This window comes from Candidatus Kurthia intestinigallinarum (assembly GCF_003991225.1).
GTDB lineage: Bacteria > Bacillota > Bacilli > Bacillales_A > Planococcaceae > Kurthia > Kurthia populi.
Window position 1 is genome coordinate 143,025 of record NZ_JTFC01000008.1, and the last position, 18,719, is coordinate 161,743.

Annotated in this window: 20 protein-coding genes; 14 read left to right on the top strand and 6 right to left on the bottom strand. The window is 40.9% G+C overall.

Going from position 1 to position 18,719, the window contains the following annotated elements; genetic code table 11:
• Positions 1-2 precede the first annotated feature (2 nt).
• The 4 genes from QI30_RS02730 to QI30_RS02745 are packed head-to-tail and all read left to right on the top strand — an operon-like array spanning position 3 to position 3,958.
• Positions 3-989 carry a heme-dependent oxidative N-demethylase family protein gene (locus tag QI30_RS02730; protein ID WP_126989413.1) on the top strand — a complete coding sequence of 329 codons (987 nt, stop codon included), beginning with the start codon at positions 3-5 and terminating at the stop codon, positions 987-989.
• 1 nt (position 990) lies between these two features.
• Positions 991-1,476, top strand: a complete 486-nt coding sequence (locus QI30_RS02735) for a hypothetical protein (RefSeq protein WP_126989414.1) — start codon at positions 991-993, stop codon at positions 1,474-1,476.
• Positions 1,477-1,487: 11 nt separating this feature from the next.
• Positions 1,488-2,456, top strand: coding sequence for a PDR/VanB family oxidoreductase (locus QI30_RS02740; protein ID WP_126989415.1), 969 nt, complete (start codon positions 1,488-1,490; stop codon positions 2,454-2,456).
• A gap of 11 nt (positions 2,457-2,467) precedes the next feature.
• A complete protein-coding gene (locus tag QI30_RS02745; RefSeq protein WP_126989416.1) occupies positions 2,468-3,958 on the top strand; it encodes an aldehyde dehydrogenase family protein in 1,491 nt (496 codons plus the stop codon).
• Between the two features lie 51 nt (positions 3,959-4,009).
• On the opposite strand, the gene QI30_RS02750 is transcribed toward QI30_RS02745, so the two are convergent.
• Positions 4,010-4,510, bottom strand: coding sequence for a GNAT family N-acetyltransferase (locus tag QI30_RS02750; RefSeq protein ID WP_126989417.1), 501 nt, complete (start codon positions 4,508-4,510; stop codon positions 4,010-4,012).
• Between the two features lie 150 nt (positions 4,511-4,660).
• Here QI30_RS02750 and QI30_RS02755 point away from each other — a divergent pair, with 150 nt between their 5' ends.
• The 3 genes from QI30_RS02755 (at position 4,661) to QI30_RS02765 (ending at position 6,248) form a co-directional block, all read left to right on the top strand.
• Complete coding sequence (locus tag QI30_RS02755) at positions 4,661-4,954, top strand: PadR family transcriptional regulator (protein ID WP_126989418.1); 294 nt, start codon at positions 4,661-4,663, stop codon at positions 4,952-4,954.
• 11 nt (positions 4,955-4,965) lie between these two features.
• Positions 4,966-5,565 (top strand): DUF2812 domain-containing protein, encoded by a 600-nt coding sequence (locus QI30_RS02760; RefSeq protein WP_126989419.1) that lies wholly within the window; start codon positions 4,966-4,968, stop codon positions 5,563-5,565.
• 62 nt (positions 5,566-5,627) lie between these two features.
• Positions 5,628-6,248, top strand: a complete 621-nt coding sequence (locus QI30_RS02765) for a hypothetical protein (protein ID WP_126989420.1) — start codon at positions 5,628-5,630, stop codon at positions 6,246-6,248.
• 89 nt (positions 6,249-6,337) lie between these two features.
• On the opposite strand, the gene QI30_RS02770 is transcribed toward QI30_RS02765, so the two are convergent.
• Both QI30_RS02770 and QI30_RS02775 read right to left on the bottom strand, forming a co-directional pair.
• Complete coding sequence (locus tag QI30_RS02770) at positions 6,338-6,943, bottom strand: hypothetical protein (protein ID WP_126989421.1); 606 nt, start codon at positions 6,941-6,943, stop codon at positions 6,338-6,340.
• A 1-nt stretch (position 6,944) separates the two neighbouring features.
• Positions 6,945-7,568: a hypothetical protein gene (locus tag QI30_RS02775; RefSeq protein WP_126989422.1), complete on the bottom strand. Its 624-nt coding sequence runs from the start codon at positions 7,566-7,568 to the stop codon at positions 6,945-6,947.
• A gap of 230 nt (positions 7,569-7,798) precedes the next feature.
• Between QI30_RS02775 and QI30_RS02780 the strand changes: the two genes are divergently transcribed.
• Genes QI30_RS02780 through QI30_RS02790 form a run of 3 tightly spaced genes read left to right on the top strand, consistent with a single transcriptional unit; the run spans position 7,799 to position 10,791 of the window.
• Positions 7,799-8,935, top strand: a complete 1,137-nt coding sequence (locus QI30_RS02780) for an ABC transporter substrate-binding protein (protein WP_126989423.1) — start codon at positions 7,799-7,801, stop codon at positions 8,933-8,935.
• A 12-nt stretch (positions 8,936-8,947) separates the two neighbouring features.
• Complete coding sequence (locus QI30_RS02785) at positions 8,948-9,949, top strand: FecCD family ABC transporter permease (protein ID WP_126989424.1); 1,002 nt, start codon at positions 8,948-8,950, stop codon at positions 9,947-9,949.
• Complete coding sequence (locus tag QI30_RS02790) at positions 9,946-10,791, top strand: ABC transporter ATP-binding protein (RefSeq protein WP_126989425.1); 846 nt, start codon at positions 9,946-9,948, stop codon at positions 10,789-10,791. The genes QI30_RS02785 and QI30_RS02790 overlap by 4 nt, the downstream gene beginning before the upstream one ends.
• A 148-nt stretch (positions 10,792-10,939) precedes the next feature.
• On the opposite strand, the gene QI30_RS02795 is transcribed toward QI30_RS02790, so the two are convergent.
• Entirely contained in the window at positions 10,940-12,433 is a 1,494-nt protein-coding gene (locus QI30_RS02795; RefSeq protein WP_126989426.1) for a succinate CoA transferase, read from the bottom strand.
• Between the two features lie 170 nt (positions 12,434-12,603).
• Between QI30_RS02795 and QI30_RS02800 the strand changes: the two genes are divergently transcribed.
• Entirely contained in the window at positions 12,604-13,800 is a 1,197-nt protein-coding gene (locus QI30_RS02800) for an iron-containing alcohol dehydrogenase (protein WP_126989462.1), read from the top strand.
• Between the two features lie 182 nt (positions 13,801-13,982).
• On the top strand, positions 13,983-14,375 hold the full coding sequence (locus tag QI30_RS02805) for a methyl-accepting chemotaxis protein (RefSeq protein ID WP_126989427.1): 393 nt from the start codon (positions 13,983-13,985) through the stop codon (positions 14,373-14,375).
• A gap of 96 nt (positions 14,376-14,471) precedes the next feature.
• Here the strand turns inward: QI30_RS02805 and QI30_RS02810 are convergent, their stop codons facing one another.
• Both QI30_RS02810 and QI30_RS02815 read right to left on the bottom strand, forming a co-directional pair.
• The gene (locus tag QI30_RS02810) at positions 14,472-15,434 is read right to left on the bottom strand and encodes an NAD(P)H-dependent flavin oxidoreductase (protein ID WP_126989428.1); all 963 of its coding nucleotides are present in this window, start codon (positions 15,432-15,434) and stop codon (positions 14,472-14,474) included.
• A 92-nt stretch (positions 15,435-15,526) separates the two neighbouring features.
• Positions 15,527-17,026 carry a PucR family transcriptional regulator gene (locus tag QI30_RS02815; RefSeq protein ID WP_126989429.1) on the bottom strand — a complete coding sequence of 500 codons (1,500 nt, stop codon included), beginning with the start codon at positions 17,024-17,026 and terminating at the stop codon, positions 15,527-15,529.
• A gap of 158 nt (positions 17,027-17,184) precedes the next feature.
• Here QI30_RS02815 and QI30_RS02820 point away from each other — a divergent pair, with 158 nt between their 5' ends.
• A complete protein-coding gene (locus tag QI30_RS02820; RefSeq protein ID WP_126989430.1) occupies positions 17,185-17,445 on the top strand; it encodes a GlsB/YeaQ/YmgE family stress response membrane protein in 261 nt (86 codons plus the stop codon).
• A 250-nt stretch (positions 17,446-17,695) separates the two neighbouring features.
• Positions 17,696-18,673 (top strand): diaminopimelate dehydrogenase, encoded by a 978-nt coding sequence (locus tag QI30_RS02825; RefSeq protein ID WP_126989431.1) that lies wholly within the window; start codon positions 17,696-17,698, stop codon positions 18,671-18,673.
• Positions 18,674-18,719: the final 46 nt, after the last annotated feature.

Consider the following 18,719-nt stretch of genomic DNA (forward strand, 5'->3'; position numbering starts at 1 on the left):
ATATGTTCACACAAAACTTAGATTTTAAAACAACAGATTTAGATACATTTCCATTTCCATTCCGCTCGGATAATTATCGTTACTCAAATGATTTACGCAAGCTAGAGGATGTTAACCTCGTGACGATTACACCTGAATATGAAATGCAAGTGCGCGCCAAACGCCGTCTGTTAGATGAGCAGCCAGAAGTACGCTATCAATCATTCCCGCATACGATGGAAATGCAGTGGGAGTTTTTGGAGATGGTTTTTGAAATGGCGATTCAGAAGTATCCACAGCATTTTGAGCTACACAAGGACGGCGATGAGTGGACGTTTAAAAATAATATTTTAGACGAGCAACAAACGTTTACCTTTGGGGATGCATCGACATTACCGTATGAGCCGTATGACTTTGCGGGGCGTCACTTCCACCAGGATTTCGTATTGATGGTACACCGTGATGACAACTATTATTTAGAGGTTGGGCAAGTATCGTATGCGGCGCTTTTCTCAGCACATTGGAATACGGGCATGTCATTTAATGAAATTCATGGCCCTGTACCGTTTGTATCACGTAACGGCGATGATTTAGTAGACCGTATTCGCCGCTTTCTTTTAGGGATTAACCCGGGGGAGCCATGGACGCGTATTAACTGGAACTTGATGGCAGATCGCTGGGATGTAAACTACGAAACGATGGATGTATGGGAGCCTCAACGTAAGCTCGTAACTGCTGAAAATGCTGGTAAACTTGTACGGTTACGCGTAGAGGAGCAAAAATTTTACCGTATGCCACGTAGTAATGCCATTCTTTTCGTGTTAAATACACAGTTCTTACCACTCGAAGATTTAAAGCTACGCCAAGAATGGTTTGATTTAACGTATAGCGTGCTACAAGATATTCCTGAACCAATGGCTGAATATAAAGGAATTGCACCATTTTTACCACAATCAGTTGAATTTTTGCGCCGAGAAGATGAAAAGTTAAAGGCACAAGGGGGCGCATAGTATGTACAACAGTCCAGTATTATTTGACGCATCCCCTGCATTAACCACGCAGTTAGTGCCGAATGCTTATTTTAAAAAAGCGGCGATTATTACTGATCAGGCACAGCATAGCGCAGTAAGTGCATTAATTGAAAAATTATATGATACACCGCATGACGTTCATGTCTTTAAGGATGCGGAGCAGGCACGTGCCTTTATTGTAGCGCAGAAAATGGGTACACATTTTTATGTTGTTGCCAACTGGGACGAAGCCACGACTATTTTCACAACAGCCGTTGAAGAAGGCGTTTCTGAAGCTGAAATTCAGGTTCAACTTCGGGATGATGTAAAAAAATATATTTACTGTATGAAATGCTTTACATCGAGTGAGATTTTAAAAGAAGCGGTGAACGTACAGTGTGCATGTGGTGCGCATCTAGAGGTAGGTCCATTTTATTCAAAAGTACGCCAAGGCTATATTAGCTATCCATTTATACCAGAAGCATAGGAGGAATTTGTATGAGATTAGCTGGAAATATTCCTGTGAAGATTACACAAATTGTAGAGGAGTCGCCAACTGTTAAACGCTTTACATTAGCTCCGACAGTGGATGATAAACTTCCAGCATTCACTGGGGGTTCTCATTTAAAAACATTTATCACAACAACAGACGGTACGCAAATCGAGCGTGAATATTCCCTTGTGAGCCATCCTCAAAATCGTGCATACTATGAAATTGCGATTAGTAAGGATACGAATTCACGTGGCGGCTCTGTTTACTGGCATGAATGCATGGCAGTAGATGACGAGCTAGAGGTGACATTCCCACGAAATTATTTCGCGCTAAACCCTTTTGCGAAAAATCACGCATTTTATGCCTCTGGAATTGGGATTACACCATTTTTAGCGATGATGGAGGATATTCAATTCGACCAAACGTTTGAGCTACATTATGCTGCACGTACACCAGAAGAATGTGCTTTTTATGAGGAGCTACAGAAGCGCTACGGCGATAAGGTAAAGTTTTATTTTTCACGAGTTGAGGAGCCAAACCGACTTTGTACGGAAGTAATGAAAGAGCATCGTATTGGCACGCATGTATATTTCTGTGGCCCTGTCGCAATGGTCGAGGAATTCCGTGATGCAGCTCTTGCTTATGGCTATCCTGAAAAGGCTGTGCATTTTGAGCTGTTTTCAACAGGGCAGGACACGAGAGAGCGCAATGCCTTTACCGTCGCATTAACCGATAGTCAAAAGGAGATTGAGGTACAAGCGGAGGAAACGTTACTAGATGCGTTACTACGCGAAGGCATTAATGCCCCATTTGCTTGTAAAATCGGTGGCTGTGGCAGTTGTGAAGTTGAAGTAGTAGACGGAGAAGTGGATCACCGCGATCATTTTTTATCGAATGAAAATAAAGCAAAACGTAAAAGTATTTTAACTTGCTGTTCACGTGCTAAAGAACAAAAACTATCACTGAAACTATAGGGGGAATCACAATGACAACATTAACAAATACACAGGTACTAGAATTAAAGAGCTATATTAACGGCAAATGGGTAACGGCGGATAACACGGTGGATATTATTAATCCAGCGACGCAACAAGTGATTGCAATTGCCCCACGTATGACAAAGAATCAGACAGAACAAGCGATTACAGCAGCACGTACGGCATTTGATAACGGGGAATGGGCAAAAACAACGGCACAGGAGCGCGCTGCGATTTTACATAAAATCGCAAACAAAATCGAGGAGAGTTTCGAAGAATTTGTGACACTAGAAACAATGGATAACGGGAAAGTATATGGCGAGGCCGAGGGGGATATTCAAGATACGATTGCGTGCTTCCGCTATTATGCGGGCATTATCTTGCACCCAGACGGCGAAACATATCCAGTGCCAGATGATGTTCAAGCAATGGTTGTGAAGGAACCAGTTGGCGTAGCGGGCTTAATTGTTCCGTGGAATTTCCCATTATTAATGAGTGCATGGAAAATTGCACCGGCACTAGCGGCGGGGAATACGATTGTTTATAAGCCTGCTGAAATCACACCAGTTACCGCCTTTAAATTATTTGAAATTATTGATGAAGTTGGTTTACCTGAAGGTGTAGCGAATATGGTACTCGGTCAGGGCTCAATTATTGGTCAAACGATTTCAGAAAGCAATGATGTCGATATGGTGTCATTTACTGGTAGTACAGAGGTTGGGCGTGGTATTATGCGTGCAGCAGCAGGCAATTTAAAGAAAATCTCACTAGAGCTAGGCGGGAAATCACCGAATATTATTTTTGCAGATGCGGATTTTGAAACGGCAGTAGATTACGGTTTATTTGGGATTTTCGTTGGCTCAGGGCAAGTTTGCTCATCAGGAAGTCGTATTTTAGTACAAGATACTATCTATGATGATTATGTGAAGCGCTATGTCGAGCGTGCTGAAAAAATTAAGGTAGGACCAGGACTTGCGAAGGATTCACATATGGGTGCTATTGTCAGTGAAGCACAAATGAATTCTATTTTAGGTTATATTGAAAAAGGAAAAGAAGAAGGTGCAACACTATTAACAGGCGGTCATCGTTTAACAGAAAATGGTCTAGATGAAGGCTTCTTCTTAGCACCAACTGTCTTTGCAGATGTGACACAAGATATGACGATTGTACGAGAGGAAATTTTTGGTCCAGTTGTGACAATTCAAAAATTCTCAACTGAGGAAGAGGCGGTTCGCTTAGCAAATGACACAGATTACGGTCTAGCAGGTGCAGTTTTCTCAAATGACGGCGCGAAAGCCCTACGTGTTATTAAACAAGTACGTGCGGGCATTACTTGGGTCAATGATTATCACCCGACCTATGTGGAAGCGCCATGGGGGGGCTATAAGCAATCAGGTATCGGTCGTAGCCTAGGAAAATATAGCTTAGAAGAATTCCAAGAAGTGAAGCAAATTAATATTCGCCTAAATGTAGCGCCAGTTGGTTGGTTCCCCCAATAAATAAGAAAAGCACGTGTGACGAGGAAATTCGTTACACGTGCTTTTTTACTGTTATAAAAAACAAATCATCTGCAATTCATTTAAGTAATGACCATCTGGCATCTTCATTACTTTTGGATCATGACAGAGAATTTCAAAGCCCATGCGTTCATAGAGACGTACAGCAGGTATCATCGAATCAACGACCGATAGGCGAAGTTGCTCAAGCTGTGGGTTTTTGCGAGCATCGTCAACCACGAATTGAAATAGCCCTTTACTATACCCCTTTCCTCGGTGCTCTGGTGCTAAATAGACACCCACAATTTGCGCTAGATGCTTCATTTTTTCGTATGGATTTTGTTCGAGTGTTGTGACACCTACAAGCTCCCCATTATCAAAAATGCCATAGGTTGTTGTGAATGGATTGCTTAGTTGCTGTTCATAAACAGCAACATCTTTTTTCTGTTCCTCCTCAAATGTTGGTGAAAAGGATTCAGGCTCTTCGCGTACAGCGCGGTGACGGATTGTTAAGTAAGCGCTTGCATCATTTGCGGTTAATTTTCGAATGTCCATACTAAAACCTCCCGTAAAATAGTAATACAAAGATATGAATTGTAGTACACTTTACCCTTTTTCGATGGATTTCATTCTATATAGTTGAACTATTCAGTTGGACTGTATATAATCGGATTATAAAGTTGAACTGAATAGAGAGGTGAGCATATGAAGAAGCATCCGCTATTACCATTATCCGAAACGATGCACTATATTTTAATTGCGCTACAGGAGCCGCTTCATGGCTACGCAATAATGCAAAAAATTGACGAGTTAAGCGAAGGCGCAGTCCATCTAGCAGCCGGGACGCTATACGGTGCACTTGACAATATGGCGAAATACGATTGGATTGAGCAGGTTGGCTTAGAGGGACGTCGAAAGATTTATCATATTACACCAGAGGGACAGCGGATTTTAGCAGTAGAAAAGGCTCGATTAGTCCATTTACTATCACTTTACTAGGAGGGTTTGCGATGAAAAAAACAAATTGGTTCCGAATAAATGTCTTAAAAGAAGAGCAATGGCTAAATGGCTTCCTACAGCAAGGCTATAAAATTACAAAAGTTACCTCATGGCGGTCAGGTTTTGTCTTTGAAAAGACATCACAAGCCTATGTTGTACGAATTGATTGTCAAAAAGCTATGAAAAAAGAAGCCTTTGAAGAATATAAGCTGATGTATGAGGATTTTGGATGGAGCTATCTACAAGGCTCCCGTAGCTCAGGAAAGCATTACTGGCAAAAGGTATCCGAGGGACAAGAGGCAGATCAGCTTTTCTCCGATAGACAATCGACGAAAAATTATTATAAGCAGCTTATGAATTATAGTCTTATGTTTGCCCTACCATTTTTCGTGTTGTCATGTATTCTTTTCCAGCAAGGCACTTTGTCACCAGACAATATGTATTTAACAAGAGGTTTGTGGGACATGGAAGGCTCGCTGTTTTGGAAGGCCTTTCTGTTTGAAACGCCGTTCGCGCTACTGCGTTTATTCTGCCCATTAATTGTTATTGGCTCGGCTATATTATCACTGAGCGCATATTACGAATATCGTAAGCTACAGCAGCAAGTATAAAGGGATTAAAATCCTGCTAAAGCGGGGAAAGGATAGGGAAGAATGGAAAGGTGGCGAAGGTTTTGGGCGAACGGTTAAATTTAGCGTTGAATTTTGATGGTATCATTGTAGCCAATGTTTATTATCATTGGAGTGCAACGACATTTGAAAGCATTTGTATGGCAATTGATATTGTAAAAAGATTACAAAGAGGGCTACCGACGCTCGCATATGACAATGTGCTGCTCGCGGATTTTGGGCTGACGACTGAAAGTGATGCCGGGTATAACGAAGAAAGCCTTCAGTATATGACGGCTCACTATCCACAGCATAGTTTCCGAAAACCACAGAGTCGTACGTATGGATTAATTGGCATCACACCGCAAGACAAAGAGAAAAACGCGGCATTTGCAGATGCGACCGTCACGATACGGATTGATGCAAAAAAAGAGATGGTTATCGATATGGGCATTATCGAAGGCTACCCAGATTACGCCACATTTGAGCGTGAATTTATCGACGAGTATGAGCTAGAGGATGTCGAGGGTGTCGATTTAAATACCGTTCTACCCGCCGGCCTCGATTTTTATAAATTAACATTAGATGAGGCGCGCATTTTAGCAAAGGCCTTTTATGAAATAGAAGATGCTGCCCCGACGTATTTCACGTATGGGCATAAAATATATCCCTATTTAACAATGTAGAAAAGACACTGAAACACTATCTCAATTTATAGCTTCATAACAAAAAGAAGGAACCGCGCTTTTTTGCGCGATTCCTTCTTTTTTAATCCCTATTTACCAGAAGCTAAGAACGGGAAGAATCCTTCTAAAAAGCGTTCTGTTGCTGGCATGAAGTAAGAGCCAAAGTGGTAGTCTGGGTCTAATGTTGTGACAATCCAGCGGCCACCTGTTGCTAATTTTTGGTCGTACATAATCGCACCACCATCTTCTGTTGCAATTAAAATTTCAGCATCATCTGTAGGCCAGAAGCAACCATGTTGGTGCCAAGTACAATCATCAAGTGTTAAGAAATCTTTAAATAGCATATGCTCTGGTGCTGTTAAGACAAGACCGCTTTTCGCGTCTTTTTCTAACCACCACCAGAAGTTTGTTTCACGGTTTTTCCATTTTTGCTCAGGAATCCATTCCCAAGGCTGTGGACCAAATGCGACAACTGTGCCGCCGTTTGCCGCGAATTCACGAATTTTTTGTGCACCCTGCATTAATAATTCCCCGTTTAACTGTGAAGGAACAACAAGGACATCTAAATCGCTAATGTCTGTGCCTACAAATTGAGGGTGGTAAATTAATTTTTCGATAAATTGGTTGATTTTTGGTTCATGAAATGTGCGGTAATGCGCTTCATTTCCTGAATAAATAACACCGATTTTTTTCATATTATTGTGCCTCCTGTAAGCGTGCTAGTTCTTGTGTTAAGAACGCAAGGAATTGTGTGCGAATACGATCTGTTGTTTTATTATGACCACTGTAGCCTAGTAGCGGACGACCTGCGTGAACAACGATTGTACCATTTGTTGCATGACGATCCACATATGTAACGACATGACCGCTCTTAAAGCGTAAATGAACTTCTTGCTCAGCTGTTGTATGGTAGTAACCACGTGCGAAGAAACCAGCGACACCTTTATTTACCGTCATATCCTCTGTTTCGACACCATCAAAAATTGGCGTATTGTTTTGTGGATAGATATTATAGTCTGTGTGGTGCTGAATGCGCTCAGGCATAAATAATGACGCACCTGGTAGCCAAGGGCGGAATAGGTGACCACAGAAAACGACGATGTTTTTGTCAGCTAAGAAGCGTTCGATAATGTTTTTATTAGCATACAAAAATTCTTGGTCCACGAAGTTTGGAATGATTAAAACGTTTACATCTTCTAGCGCAGCGGACGTTAAGGTATATTGTGGAATGTTTTTAATCGCTAAATCTGTCATTTTCACCATTTGGCCATTGATGCCAAATGCATGACCCGGATCTAGGCGGGCAATTGATAAATTCATAGAAAGTCTCCTTTAGTTTTACATATAAATGATAATCACTCGCAATTAGCATACTATATTCGCTATCATTCGACATTAATTTTGTGGAAATATCGTCTATTACACGTATTTTCGACAAAATTCGTTGAAATTGAAAATGATTATCAATAGAATAGAGAAGAATAAATAATTGATAATGATAATCAAATAAATAGTATAGAAAACGCTTTATTTGTAGAAGGAAGACAAAAATGAAAAAGAAATATGGCTTTTTAGCAGCGGCAACATTAGCAGCTGGGCTGTTAGCAGCATGTGGGAATGAAGAAGGCAAAACAACTTCTTCAAGCGACAAGCAAACAACAGCAGAAGAAAAAATGATTCAAGACCAATTAGGTAGAGATGTAACGATTCTAGGAGATGTGGATCATGTCGTTGTAGGGGGGATTTTACCGTACTTTTCAACCTGGTTCGTTGCGACAAACTCAACAAAAGAAATCGTTGGGATGCACCCGAACTCATATAATGCAGCATCAAACTCAATGCTTGCGAAAATGTCTCCAGATGTGTTAAAAGTATCAACAGACTTTATCCAAAATGGTGAGTTAAATGTCGAAGAGTTGATGAATGTTGACCCGCAAGTTTATTTTGAAATTGCAAATGATACAAAATCAATCGAAAAATTAGATGAAGCGGGTATCTCAACAGTTGCCTTACAAACTGTTGAAGTAGCAGATGCAAATCCGGTAGAAACATTCAACAGCTGGTTAAAAGTAACAGCAGAAATTAAAGGTGGCGACGCATTAGATCGCGCTGACAAATATGTTGATAATGTTACAAATGTGCAAAAAGAAATCGATACAAAGCTAAAAAATGTTGAAAAAGAAGATAAACCACGTGTCCTTGTGCTACACCAACATAGCGATAAATCAATCGTTGTAGCGGGTCAAAACCTATGGGGCGAATACTGGGTCAATCAAACAGGTGGCTATGATATCGTGTCAGGCGAAGGTGTCCAAGGCCAAAAAGAAGTGAATATGGAACAAATCTATAAATGGAATCCAGATATTATCTACATTACGAACTTCACTGAAACACAACCAGAAGACTTATTTAACAACAAAATTTCAGGTCAAGACTGGAGCGACGTGAAAGCCGTTCAAGATAAAAAAGTGTATAAGATTCCTCTAGGTATTTATCGCTGGTTCCCACCATCAGGTGACGCACCACTTATGCTGAAATGGATGGCAAATCATAACCAACCAGAATTATTTGATTACGACATGAACGATGAAATTAAAACGTATTATAAAGATTTCTACAACTTTGATGTAACAGATGATGAAGTGGAAACGATTTTACATCCTTCTTCTGAAGCTGCAAAACAATAGGAGTGTCCTAACATGAAGAAATGGCAAATTGCGTTAATGTGGCTACTGCCGATTGTTGTAGCTGTTGTGTCACTTGGGATTGGTCGTTTTTATGTAGACCCTATAACGATTGTGAAAATTTTTACATCACAGGTTTTCCCAATTGACCAAACGTGGTCGAATATGGAAGAAACTGTTGTGATGAATGTACGTTTCCCACGTATTCTTTTAGCACTACTAATTGGTGGTGGCCTTGCGATGGCAGGTGCTAGCTTCCAAGGGATGTTCGGAAACCCGCTTGTATCACCTGATATTTTAGGGGTATCTGCAGGTGCCGGCTTTGGTGCTTCACTAGGTATTTTATTATTTGGTCAAGGCGTAACAGCACAATTACTTGCGCTTGTCTTTGGTCTATTAGCGATTTTATTTACATTCTTTGTAGCCGGAAATCGTAAAAATGCGGCCATTTATATGTTCGTTTTAGCCGGGGTTATTACCTCTGCGTTATTTAATGCACTTATTTCATTAACGAAATTTGTGGCCGATCCAGAGGAAAAATTACCAGCGATTACGTATTGGTTAATGGGGAGTCTTGGTACAGCAACGTATCGTGATTTATCTATTGCAGGTCCGATTATTTTATTTGGTATGCTGATTTTATATGTATTACGCTGGCGTTTAAATTTATTAACATTACCTGAAGATGAAGCGAAGTCAATGGGGATTCCGGTGACAGCGCTGAAATGGGCAGTTATTGCGGGTGCCACAATTATTACAGCGGCGACAGTAGCGGCTGCAGGGATTGTTGGCTGGGTTGGTTTAATCATCCCCCATGTCGCGCGTATGTTTGTTGGGAACAACAATCAATTTGTCTTACCCGTATCACTGGCAATTGGGAGTGTTTACTTATTAATCATTGATGATTTAGCACGTAGTTTAACAGCAACAGAAATTCCGTTATCGATTTTAACAGCGATTATCGGTGCGCCATTCTTTGCTTACTTATTACGTCGTATGGGAGGTCGTTGGGTGTGAAGTTAGAAGTACGTAACGGAAATTTCCACTATATGAAGCGCAAACAAACGCTACCAAACTTATATGCGAAAAATGTAAACTTTACACTTGAAGCAGGCGAGATTTTATCAATTCTTGGTCCAAATGGTGCAGGGAAAACGACGATGCTTAAATGCATTACCGGCTTACTTGACTGGACAGAGGGCGAAACAATTATTGATGATCAGCCAATGACAAGCTATTCAAAAAAAGAGCTGTGGAAGCGTATTGGCTACGTACCGCAAGCACATAAAATGACATTTGGTTATTCATTAGAAGAATTAGTCATCATGGGACGTGCACCATACATTAGTACGTTAGCACAGCCTTCGAAGAAGGATAAAGAAGCGGCACTTGAAGCGCTTGATACAGTGGGCATTCGTCATTTAGCCCATAAATCATGTAACGAAGTCAGCGGTGGGGAATTGCAGCTTGCATTAATCGCTCGTACACTTGTATCGAATCCGGAAGTCTTAATTTTAGATGAGCCAGAATCGCACTTAGATATTCAAAAACAAATTGTTATTTTACAAACAATTCGTCGTTTATCGGAAGAAAAAGGCATTTCTTGTATTATTAATACGCATTATCCAAACCATGCCTTTTACTTAGCGGACCATGTCTTAATGACAGGTAAGGATAAGGGACTTGTTTTTGGTCCAACTAATGAAGTGATGACGGAATCACGTATGAAGCATTTCTTTGGCATCGAACTGAAAAAAATCATTTTCGAAGAAGAAGATTTATTACTCGAAACGATGGTGCCACGTGCACTAGGCCTCCGTCGCGATATTAGCACATGTAAGTTTAACGAAGAAATTTAAAAACAAAAGAGGCTGGGACAAACACTTTATTTTCCTTTTTAGTATTCGCAACGAAAAACCGGAACCGCGCAACAGCGCGATTCCGGTTTTTCTTATGCTCATATGAGAGATTGTTTTACACTTATGTCCCAGCCTCTTTTTTGATGCCTTATTTTTTCATTGTTTTGTCTGTAGCAAGGCGTGTATGCCAAGAAAGTGCTTCCTCTAAAATATGCGGCGTTTGTGCGTTGCCGGTTTTTTCAACGGCGCGGTCATAATAATCTTGTAGCTGTGCTTTGTAGTCCGGATGCGAACAATGCTCGATAATGAGCTTAGCACGTTCCTTTGGCGCTAAGCCGCGTAAATCCGCAATGCCTTGCTCGGTTACAATTACGTCAACATCATGCTCAGTATGGTCGACATGCGATACCATTGGGACAACAGATGAAATGGCACCGCCCTTCGCATAGGATTTTGTTACGAAAATACCAAGGCGTGCATTTCGAGCGAAGTCACCAGAGCCACCTAGACCATTCATCATTTTAACGCCGGATACATGGGTTGAATTGACATTGCCATAAATATCAACCTCCAGTGCAGTGTTAACGGAAATTAAACCTAAACGACGAATAATTTCGGGGTGATTTGAAATCTCTTGTGGGCGTAGTACAAGCTTATCTTTATAGTTATCAAGATTACCATACACTCGATCGCCGCATTCTTTACTTAATGTAATCGATGTTGCAGAGGCAAAACGAACCTTGCCTGCATCAATTAGGTCAAATACCGCATCCTGCAGTACCTCTGAATACACTTCTAAATCATGAAATTCTGAATTTAAGAAGCCATTTAACACCGCATTCGCCACAGAACCAACACCTGATTGCAGTGGTGCTAATCGTTCTGTTAAGCGTCCAATTTTAATTTCTTCACGTAAAAAATGAAGCAGGTGCTCGGCAATTTGTGCTGTTTCCGCGTCAGGCTGGACAATTAAAGACGGGGCATCCGTAATGTCAGAGAGCACAATGCCTTTAATCTTTGCTGGGTCTAAAGGAATGGCTGTTGTTCCAAGACGCTGCTCGATATTTGTCATTGGAATTGGCTCGCGATGCCCTTGATCCCCTGGAATATAAATATCATGTAAGCCCTCTAAATCAAGCGGGTGAGAAGTATTTAATTCAATAATAATATTCTGTGCATACTGTGCCATGATTGCTGAGTTACCGACAGATGTTGTCGGTACAATATGGCCCTCTTCAGTAATCGCAACGGCTTCAATGATTAAGTAATCAATTGGGCCAACAATGCCTGTACGGACTAATTCAGCATTTTGAGATAAATGCGCATCCATATAGAGTACCTTACCCGTATTAATAAGGTTACGAATGACCGGATCTCCTTGATAGGGTGCACGTTTTCGAATAATGCCTGCTGCTGCCATTTTTTCATCAACTTCTGGGCCAAGTGAAGCTCCAGTAAAAACATCAATTTGGAAACGCTCCTTTTTAGCGCGTTCGACAAGCGCTAGTGGGACTATTTTTGCATCCCCTGCACGCGTAAAGCCACTCATCCCCACAAGTGACCCGTCGTTAATCCATGATGCTGCCTCCTCAGCTGAGACAACCTTATCTTGTAATGTAGCATAGCGAATACGATTTTCCATTTGCAACTTCCCCTTCCAATCATAAAGATTCATTTAGATGGAGACCGACACTACGACAACTGATGATGTGCTAATTACTCTATCATACCTGAAATTATGCGTTTATGTGTGAAAAATTGTGTTTTCTGTATTAGAATGAAAGAAATGATGTTAAAGGGGTGGGGTAAATGTTGCATGAATTATATTGTCGAACATTTCAAAAGGGGTTTAAGCTTGCGTCAAAGGTGATGACATACCGAGAGCCTGAGCTATTAGAGGGGGAAAATAGTTTAGCTCGCTTACCTGCGCGTATTCGCCAGCAAGTGAACCATGTGCTTGTCGTAACAGATAAAGGATTAATGACGGCTGGGCTTGTTTTACCTTTTTTAGAGAAGCTAACGAGTGAAGGAGTCTCATTTACACTATATGATGATACTGTTGCCAATCCAACGATTCAAAATATTGAAGAAGCATATGCTCTTTATAACGAGCATAGCTGTGAGGGAATCGTCGCTTTTGGTGGTGGGTCACCAATGGACTGTGCGAAAGGGGTAGCTGCTTGTGTGGCGCGGCCAAATTTAACGATTCCTCAAATGAAGGGCGTGTTAAAAGTTCGTAAAAATATGCCACCATTTTTTGCAATTCCAACAACCTCTGGGACAGGAAGTGAGGCAACGGTTGCGGCAGTTATTTCAGATAGTCAAACACACGAAAAATATGCCATCATGGATCCGGTTTTAGTACCGCATGTGGCAGTGCTTGACCCACTGCTCACAGTGAATTTACCGCCTTTTGTGACAGCGACAACAGGCATGGATGCACTTACACACGCCGTAGAGGCCTACATTGGAAAAAGTAATACAGCAGAAACACTTCGAGCGAGTGAGGAAGCGGTGCAATTAATTTTTGACAATTTATATGAAACGTATATACATCCTGAAAACCTTCAGGCTCGCGCTAATATGCAACGCGCATCCTATGTAGCAGGCTTTGCATTTACCCGTGCCTTTGTTGGCAATGTTCACTCTATCGCCCATACATTAGGCGGTTATTACGGCATTCCACACGGCTTAGCAAATGCAGTGCTATTACCTTATTTACTTAACTTTTATGGTGAAACGGTACATACGCCACTCGCAAGATTAGCGGCACTTGTTTCGATAGGAGATGACCATGATAGTGATGCTGTACGCGCTAAAAAATTCATTGAGGCCATTCAGCAGTTAAATGCGGATATGAATATTCCAACAAAACTAAAAGGTATCCAGAATCGAGATATTCCAGTGATGGTAAAACGTGCGTTAGCGGAATCAAACCCTTTATATCCTGTTCCGAAAATTATGAATGAGAGTGAAATGCATTATATTTATCAGCTAGTAAAAGGATAAATAATTAAGTAGTGTCAAAATATATTAAAAAATCGGAATCAATTAGAGATTCCGATTTTTTAATGCGAAAATTCATAAAAAAGATTAAAAAAGTCTTGAAAAATAAGTAAAATAGTTCTAAAACTTATTTAAATGAGTGTATCTATAGTAATGTAACAGGTAAAAGCATCTTCAACCGTCACATGAAGCGTTTATCAGATGCCCAAAAGGATATGCTAGAATATACCGAGAATACGAAGAAAATGCTGCAAATGATTAATAATATTGCGAAAAGCACGCGTATTTTAGGGTTAAATGCAGGGATTGAAGCAGCGCGTTCAGGCGAAGCTGGAAAAGGGTTTTCAGTCGTGGCAAGTGAAATTACAAAGCTAGCGAATCAGTCTACCGATTCGGTGAATGAAATCAATCAAGTGATGGACAATTTAACACAGCAAGTTGTTGAAATTTCAAAAATTGTGGATGACACATATACGATTTCAAGTGAGCAGGGCGAGGCAATTACAAGCATTACTGAAGCATTAGATCAACTAACACTTGTTTCTGAAAAAGTAAGTGAATTGTCGAAGAAAATGTAGCATAAAAAAAGAAGGAATCGTGCGTTGTTGGCACGATTCCTTCTTTTTATTTTGGATTAATATGAATAGGGAGATAAATGCTTTCTAGCGTTTTTCTTATTGGCGAATTAACCCAGTCGTTTTCGCAGCGAGCTGTTCCTGTGCGGTTATATATTCTTTATATAATTGGTCTACATAGGCTTTTACTGGTTGTACGGTTTTAATCGCACCGATCCCTTGCCCGCTTCCCCAAATATCTTTCCACGCCTTTGCATCGCCACCAAAGCTCATTTTCGATGGGTCACTTTCAGCTAAATCATTTGGATTAAGCCCGGCATTTTCAATGGATGGTTTTAAGTAATTGCCATGAACACCTGTAAAAAGATTACTATAAACGATATCATCGGCCTGGCTAGTCACAATCATCTCTTTGTAAGCCTCGACCGCATTGGCTTCCTCTGTCGCGATAAACGGGGAGCCAATATAGGCGAAATCTGCCCCCATTGCCTGGGCCGCTAAAATCGATTGACCTGTCGCGATAGAGCCCGATAAAGCAAGTGGACCATCAAACCATTCGCGAATTTCCTGGACAAGTGCAAATGGGCTAAGTGAGCCGGCATGTCCACCAGCTCCAGCAGCCACCGCAATTAAACCATCTGCGCCCTTTTCAATCGCTTTTTTCGCAAATGTATTGTTAATGACATCATGTAGGCATAGACCACCGTAGCTATGTGCCGCGTCAAATACTTCCGTACGCGCGCCGAGCGAAGAAATGATAATCGGCACTTTATATTTCACGCAAAGTTCCATATCATGCTCTAGGCGGTCATTCGTGTGATGGACGATTTGATTAATGGCAAAAGGGGCTGCTGGATTCTCTGGATTTTTCGCATTATAGCTTGCTAGTTCTTCTGTAATTTCCGCGAGCCATTCATCTAATAATTCCTTTGGACGGGCATTGAGCGCCGGCATCGAGCCGACAATCCCGGCCTTACATTGTTCAATCACTAACTTTGGTGTGCTAATAATAAACATGGGTGAACCAATTACAGGTAAACGTAAATTTGAAATTGCTGTCATACAAATCGCCTCCATTTTCTAGTTAGCTTCACTATACTGTATTTTTTTTACAGTATATACATACAAAGTGTAGGAATGGATAAAAAAAATTACTACAAATTGTGTAATTCCTTTAATTTTAATGCCAATTGTAACGTAAAGCGCGTTTCGCTATGCTGTAACGAGCAATGCAGTGCCTCTTCGATTTTTTCAAGTCGATATAATAGCGTGCTACGGTGAATGAACAGTGCTTTTGCTGTTTCAGAGGCATGGCCATTATGCGCTAAGTACTGCTTCAAGGTGTCAACTAGCTGCGGGGATAGGGCAGCTAATTGCTCCGTCACAAATGCGTCGTAATGCTCGATTTCTTGCAGTAGCGGTAATACACCTAAGGTTGCATAGTCTATACAGGCTGTACTAATTAACGGAAGCGCCTGCTGAAGTTTTGTGAGCTCTGTGCGTACATCTTGAAGCTTTTGAATAGGTCGGCTATACAGCAATTTAATCGGTGCAGATTTTTGAATATGGTCATAAAAAGCATGACACTGTGTACGGTCTTTAAATAATAAAACAGCGTGCTCATAATGCTGGATAACGGTTAATGCGGGCTCAAATGGCTTTGCTTTTTCCGTCATATCGATAGTCGTTTCGACAACGGCAATAAATAAAGGCAATGTTAGATCAATATTTAATAAATTGGCCTGTGCTAACACACTTTGCATATCAAAGGGTTGCTGTAATAAGCGCTCAAGTAACTGCTCCTTTTTCTTCTCATAGGCCTCAACCGCAACTTTTTGTTTCATAAATTGAATCGCATACATGTTTTTCGCCACTTCAATCGATAGCTGTACATAATGCGTAGTAGGAGAGGGCTTGAGTAAGGCAATATAGCCGAGTACATCATGACCGACATGAATCGGGTGGTGTTCATTCAAACTGTCATAAGGCTGCTTCGTATCAAGCCAGGCTTCAGATAAAACGTGATGGAAGCGGTCGAAAATAACAACAGAATTTTGTAGAAGTTCGCTAATTTTTTTCGTGAGACCGTCAAAAGCATCACCAATTAATGTTTCGTTTAATAATGTTTGCTGATAGAGCAGTAATTGCTCGAGTTGCTGTTTATCATCTTTTTCATGCTGATACAACATGGATACACCGACATCTTTACCGAATTCATTAAAAACGGTGCCCATATCTGGAATGAGCTCAATCGGCGTTAAATAACCGATTAAACAAAAACCAAAGCGCGTGTCATCGATTTTAAATGGGACTGTAAACCATGACGGGACATCGGTATACTGCATCATTTGAAAAAGCGCACAGCTTTCTAACAAATGTAAATGTGTTACGACTTCCTCGGTTAGAAGTGGTGTACATTCATTGACGTTTAGCGGAAAGGAATTGGCTAATGGATGTGCCTCGCCACTCCAAGCCTTTAGCACATATTGCCCGTTATTTGCCATGGCAATTGCTGAAAAATCGATTGGGAGCTCTTTACGACAAGCATCTGCTATATAAGAAAAGGCATCCTCTGTTGATAGGTGAACAAGCTGTCTTGAGGCGTCACGTAGCTGTTTCGCTACACGCTCGACAAGTTTCTGTGTTTGCATCATAAAGCCCCCCTTTTTTACTATTATAGTCTGCTTTTTTCAAGATTGCGAAAAGGTACTATAGACGCGTTAGAGAATGAGAGAAAAGGGAATACCATAAGGGAGGGTTGCTAGAGAGAATTTACTGTAGCAGCACATCAAGCTTGAGAGGAGAAGGTATAATGCTAAGCTTTATTTGGTATATCATTATTGGTGGTATTTTAGGATGGCTCGGAGGACTAATTGTTGGTAAAGATGTTCCAGGCGGAGTAATCGGCAATATTATCGCCGGGATTATCGGGGCGTTTATTGGTGGTTCGTTATTAGGTCATTGGGGACCCAAAGTAAGTGACTTCTATATTTTACCTACTTTACTTGGTACGATCATTTTAATTTTAATTGTCAGCTTTATTATGAAAGCAATGGGCAAATCAAGAGCATAATTAGTAATCTAAAAGGAATTCCTGTTACTTGGGAATTCCTTTTTCATGTTAGGAAAGAAATGCATGAAATCTTGTTATCCAGCGGTAAATAAAGGGCCTATAAAGAAAAGTGAACGTGACATCAGTATGTAATTATTCATTACTACTGCATTTTTATACAAATTTCGCTCGAATTCATCATAACAGTTGGAATTTTCTAAATTTATTGTACAATTTATCATAATCATATATATACAGGGGGATTTCATTCATGACAACAAAAGTTGGGATTATTGGATACGGAAATTTAGGTCGCGGTGTAGAAGGAGCGATTGCACAAAATGATGATATGGAGCTAGTAGCGGTATTTACGCGTCGTGATCCAAAAACCGTAACGATTGCAGGGGATGCGGCGATTCATCACGTTGATGATGCTAAGCAATTTATCGGTAAAATCGATGTCATGATTTTATGCGGTGGTTCCGCAACGGATTTACCAGAACAAGTGCCACATTTTGCACAGTGGTTTAACACAATTGATAGCTTTGATACACACGCAAAAATTCCAGAATTCTTTGCAACGGTTGATGCGGTAAATACGGCATCAAATACCGTGTCAATTATTTCAGTTGGTTGGGACCCAGGTCTATTTTCATTAAATCGTGCATTAGGAGAAGCGGTCTTGCCACAAGGGGATACGTATACATTCTGGGGAGATGGTCTAAGCCAAGGTCACTCAGACGCTGTTCGCCGTATTGATGGCGTAGCGAAAGCCGTACAATATACACTACCTGTTCCTGCAGCAGTAGAGCGTGTACGTAACGGTGAGGCGCCTACGCTGTCAACACGTGAAAAACATACGCGTGTATGCTATGTGGTAGCAAAAGAAGGCGCAAATACAGAAAAAATTACAGAAGAAATCGTCACAATGCCAAACTACTTTGCAGATTATGATACGACAGTTCACTTTATTTCAGCGGAAGAATTTGCGAAAGATCATACAGGTATGCCACATGGTGGATTTGTGATTCGTAGTGGTCAGTCACAAGCAGGGCATAAACAGATTGTAGAATTCAATTTAAAATTAGAAAGCAATCCTTACTTCACATCAAGCGTTTTAGTTGCCTATGCGCGCGCGGCACATCGTCTAGCGCAAAAAGGTGATTTTGGTGCAAAATCGGTATTAGATATTCCAGTAAGTGCGATTTCACCAAAATCTGGTGAGGCATTACGTAAGGAACTACTATAGACAGGCAACAGTTGCATTCCCGCAAATAGACATGCTATACTAGAAA

Excerpts from the sequence above, each read along its gene's own strand:
- QI30_RS02740 (WP_126989415.1), top strand. The coding sequence starts at position 1,488 with ATGAGATTAGCTGGAAATATTCCTGTGAAGATTACACAAATTGTAGAG.
- QI30_RS02760 (WP_126989419.1), top strand. The coding sequence starts at position 4,966 with ATGAAAAAAACAAATTGGTTCCGAATAAATGTCTTAAAAGAAGAGCAA.
- QI30_RS02735 (WP_126989414.1), top strand. The coding sequence starts at position 991 with ATGTACAACAGTCCAGTATTATTTGACGCATCCCCTGCATTAACCACG.
- QI30_RS02805 (WP_126989427.1), top strand. The coding sequence starts at position 13,983 with ATGAAGCGTTTATCAGATGCCCAAAAGGATATGCTAGAATATACCGAG.
- QI30_RS02780 (WP_126989423.1), top strand. The coding sequence starts at position 7,799 with ATGAAAAAGAAATATGGCTTTTTAGCAGCGGCAACATTAGCAGCTGGG.
- QI30_RS02750 (WP_126989417.1), bottom strand. The coding sequence starts at position 4,510 with ATGGACATTCGAAAATTAACCGCAAATGATGCAAGCGCTTACTTAACA.
- QI30_RS02815 (WP_126989429.1), bottom strand. The coding sequence starts at position 17,026 with ATGATGCAAACACAGAAACTTGTCGAGCGTGTAGCGAAACAGCTACGT.
- QI30_RS02810 (WP_126989428.1), bottom strand. The coding sequence starts at position 15,434 with ATGACAGCAATTTCAAATTTACGTTTACCTGTAATTGGTTCACCCATG.
- QI30_RS02785 (WP_126989424.1), top strand. The coding sequence starts at position 8,948 with ATGAAGAAATGGCAAATTGCGTTAATGTGGCTACTGCCGATTGTTGTA.
- QI30_RS02825 (WP_126989431.1), top strand. The coding sequence starts at position 17,696 with ATGACAACAAAAGTTGGGATTATTGGATACGGAAATTTAGGTCGCGGT.
- QI30_RS02730 (WP_126989413.1), top strand. The coding sequence starts at position 3 with ATGTTCACACAAAACTTAGATTTTAAAACAACAGATTTAGATACATTT.
- QI30_RS02795 (WP_126989426.1), bottom strand. The coding sequence starts at position 12,433 with ATGGAAAATCGTATTCGCTATGCTACATTACAAGATAAGGTTGTCTCA.
- QI30_RS02755 (WP_126989418.1), top strand. The coding sequence starts at position 4,661 with ATGAAGAAGCATCCGCTATTACCATTATCCGAAACGATGCACTATATT.
- QI30_RS02775 (WP_126989422.1), bottom strand. The coding sequence starts at position 7,568 with ATGAATTTATCAATTGCCCGCCTAGATCCGGGTCATGCATTTGGCATC.
- QI30_RS02770 (WP_126989421.1), bottom strand. The coding sequence starts at position 6,943 with ATGAAAAAAATCGGTGTTATTTATTCAGGAAATGAAGCGCATTACCGC.
- QI30_RS02745 (WP_126989416.1), top strand. The coding sequence starts at position 2,468 with ATGACAACATTAACAAATACACAGGTACTAGAATTAAAGAGCTATATT.
- QI30_RS02820 (WP_126989430.1), top strand. The coding sequence starts at position 17,185 with ATGCTAAGCTTTATTTGGTATATCATTATTGGTGGTATTTTAGGATGG.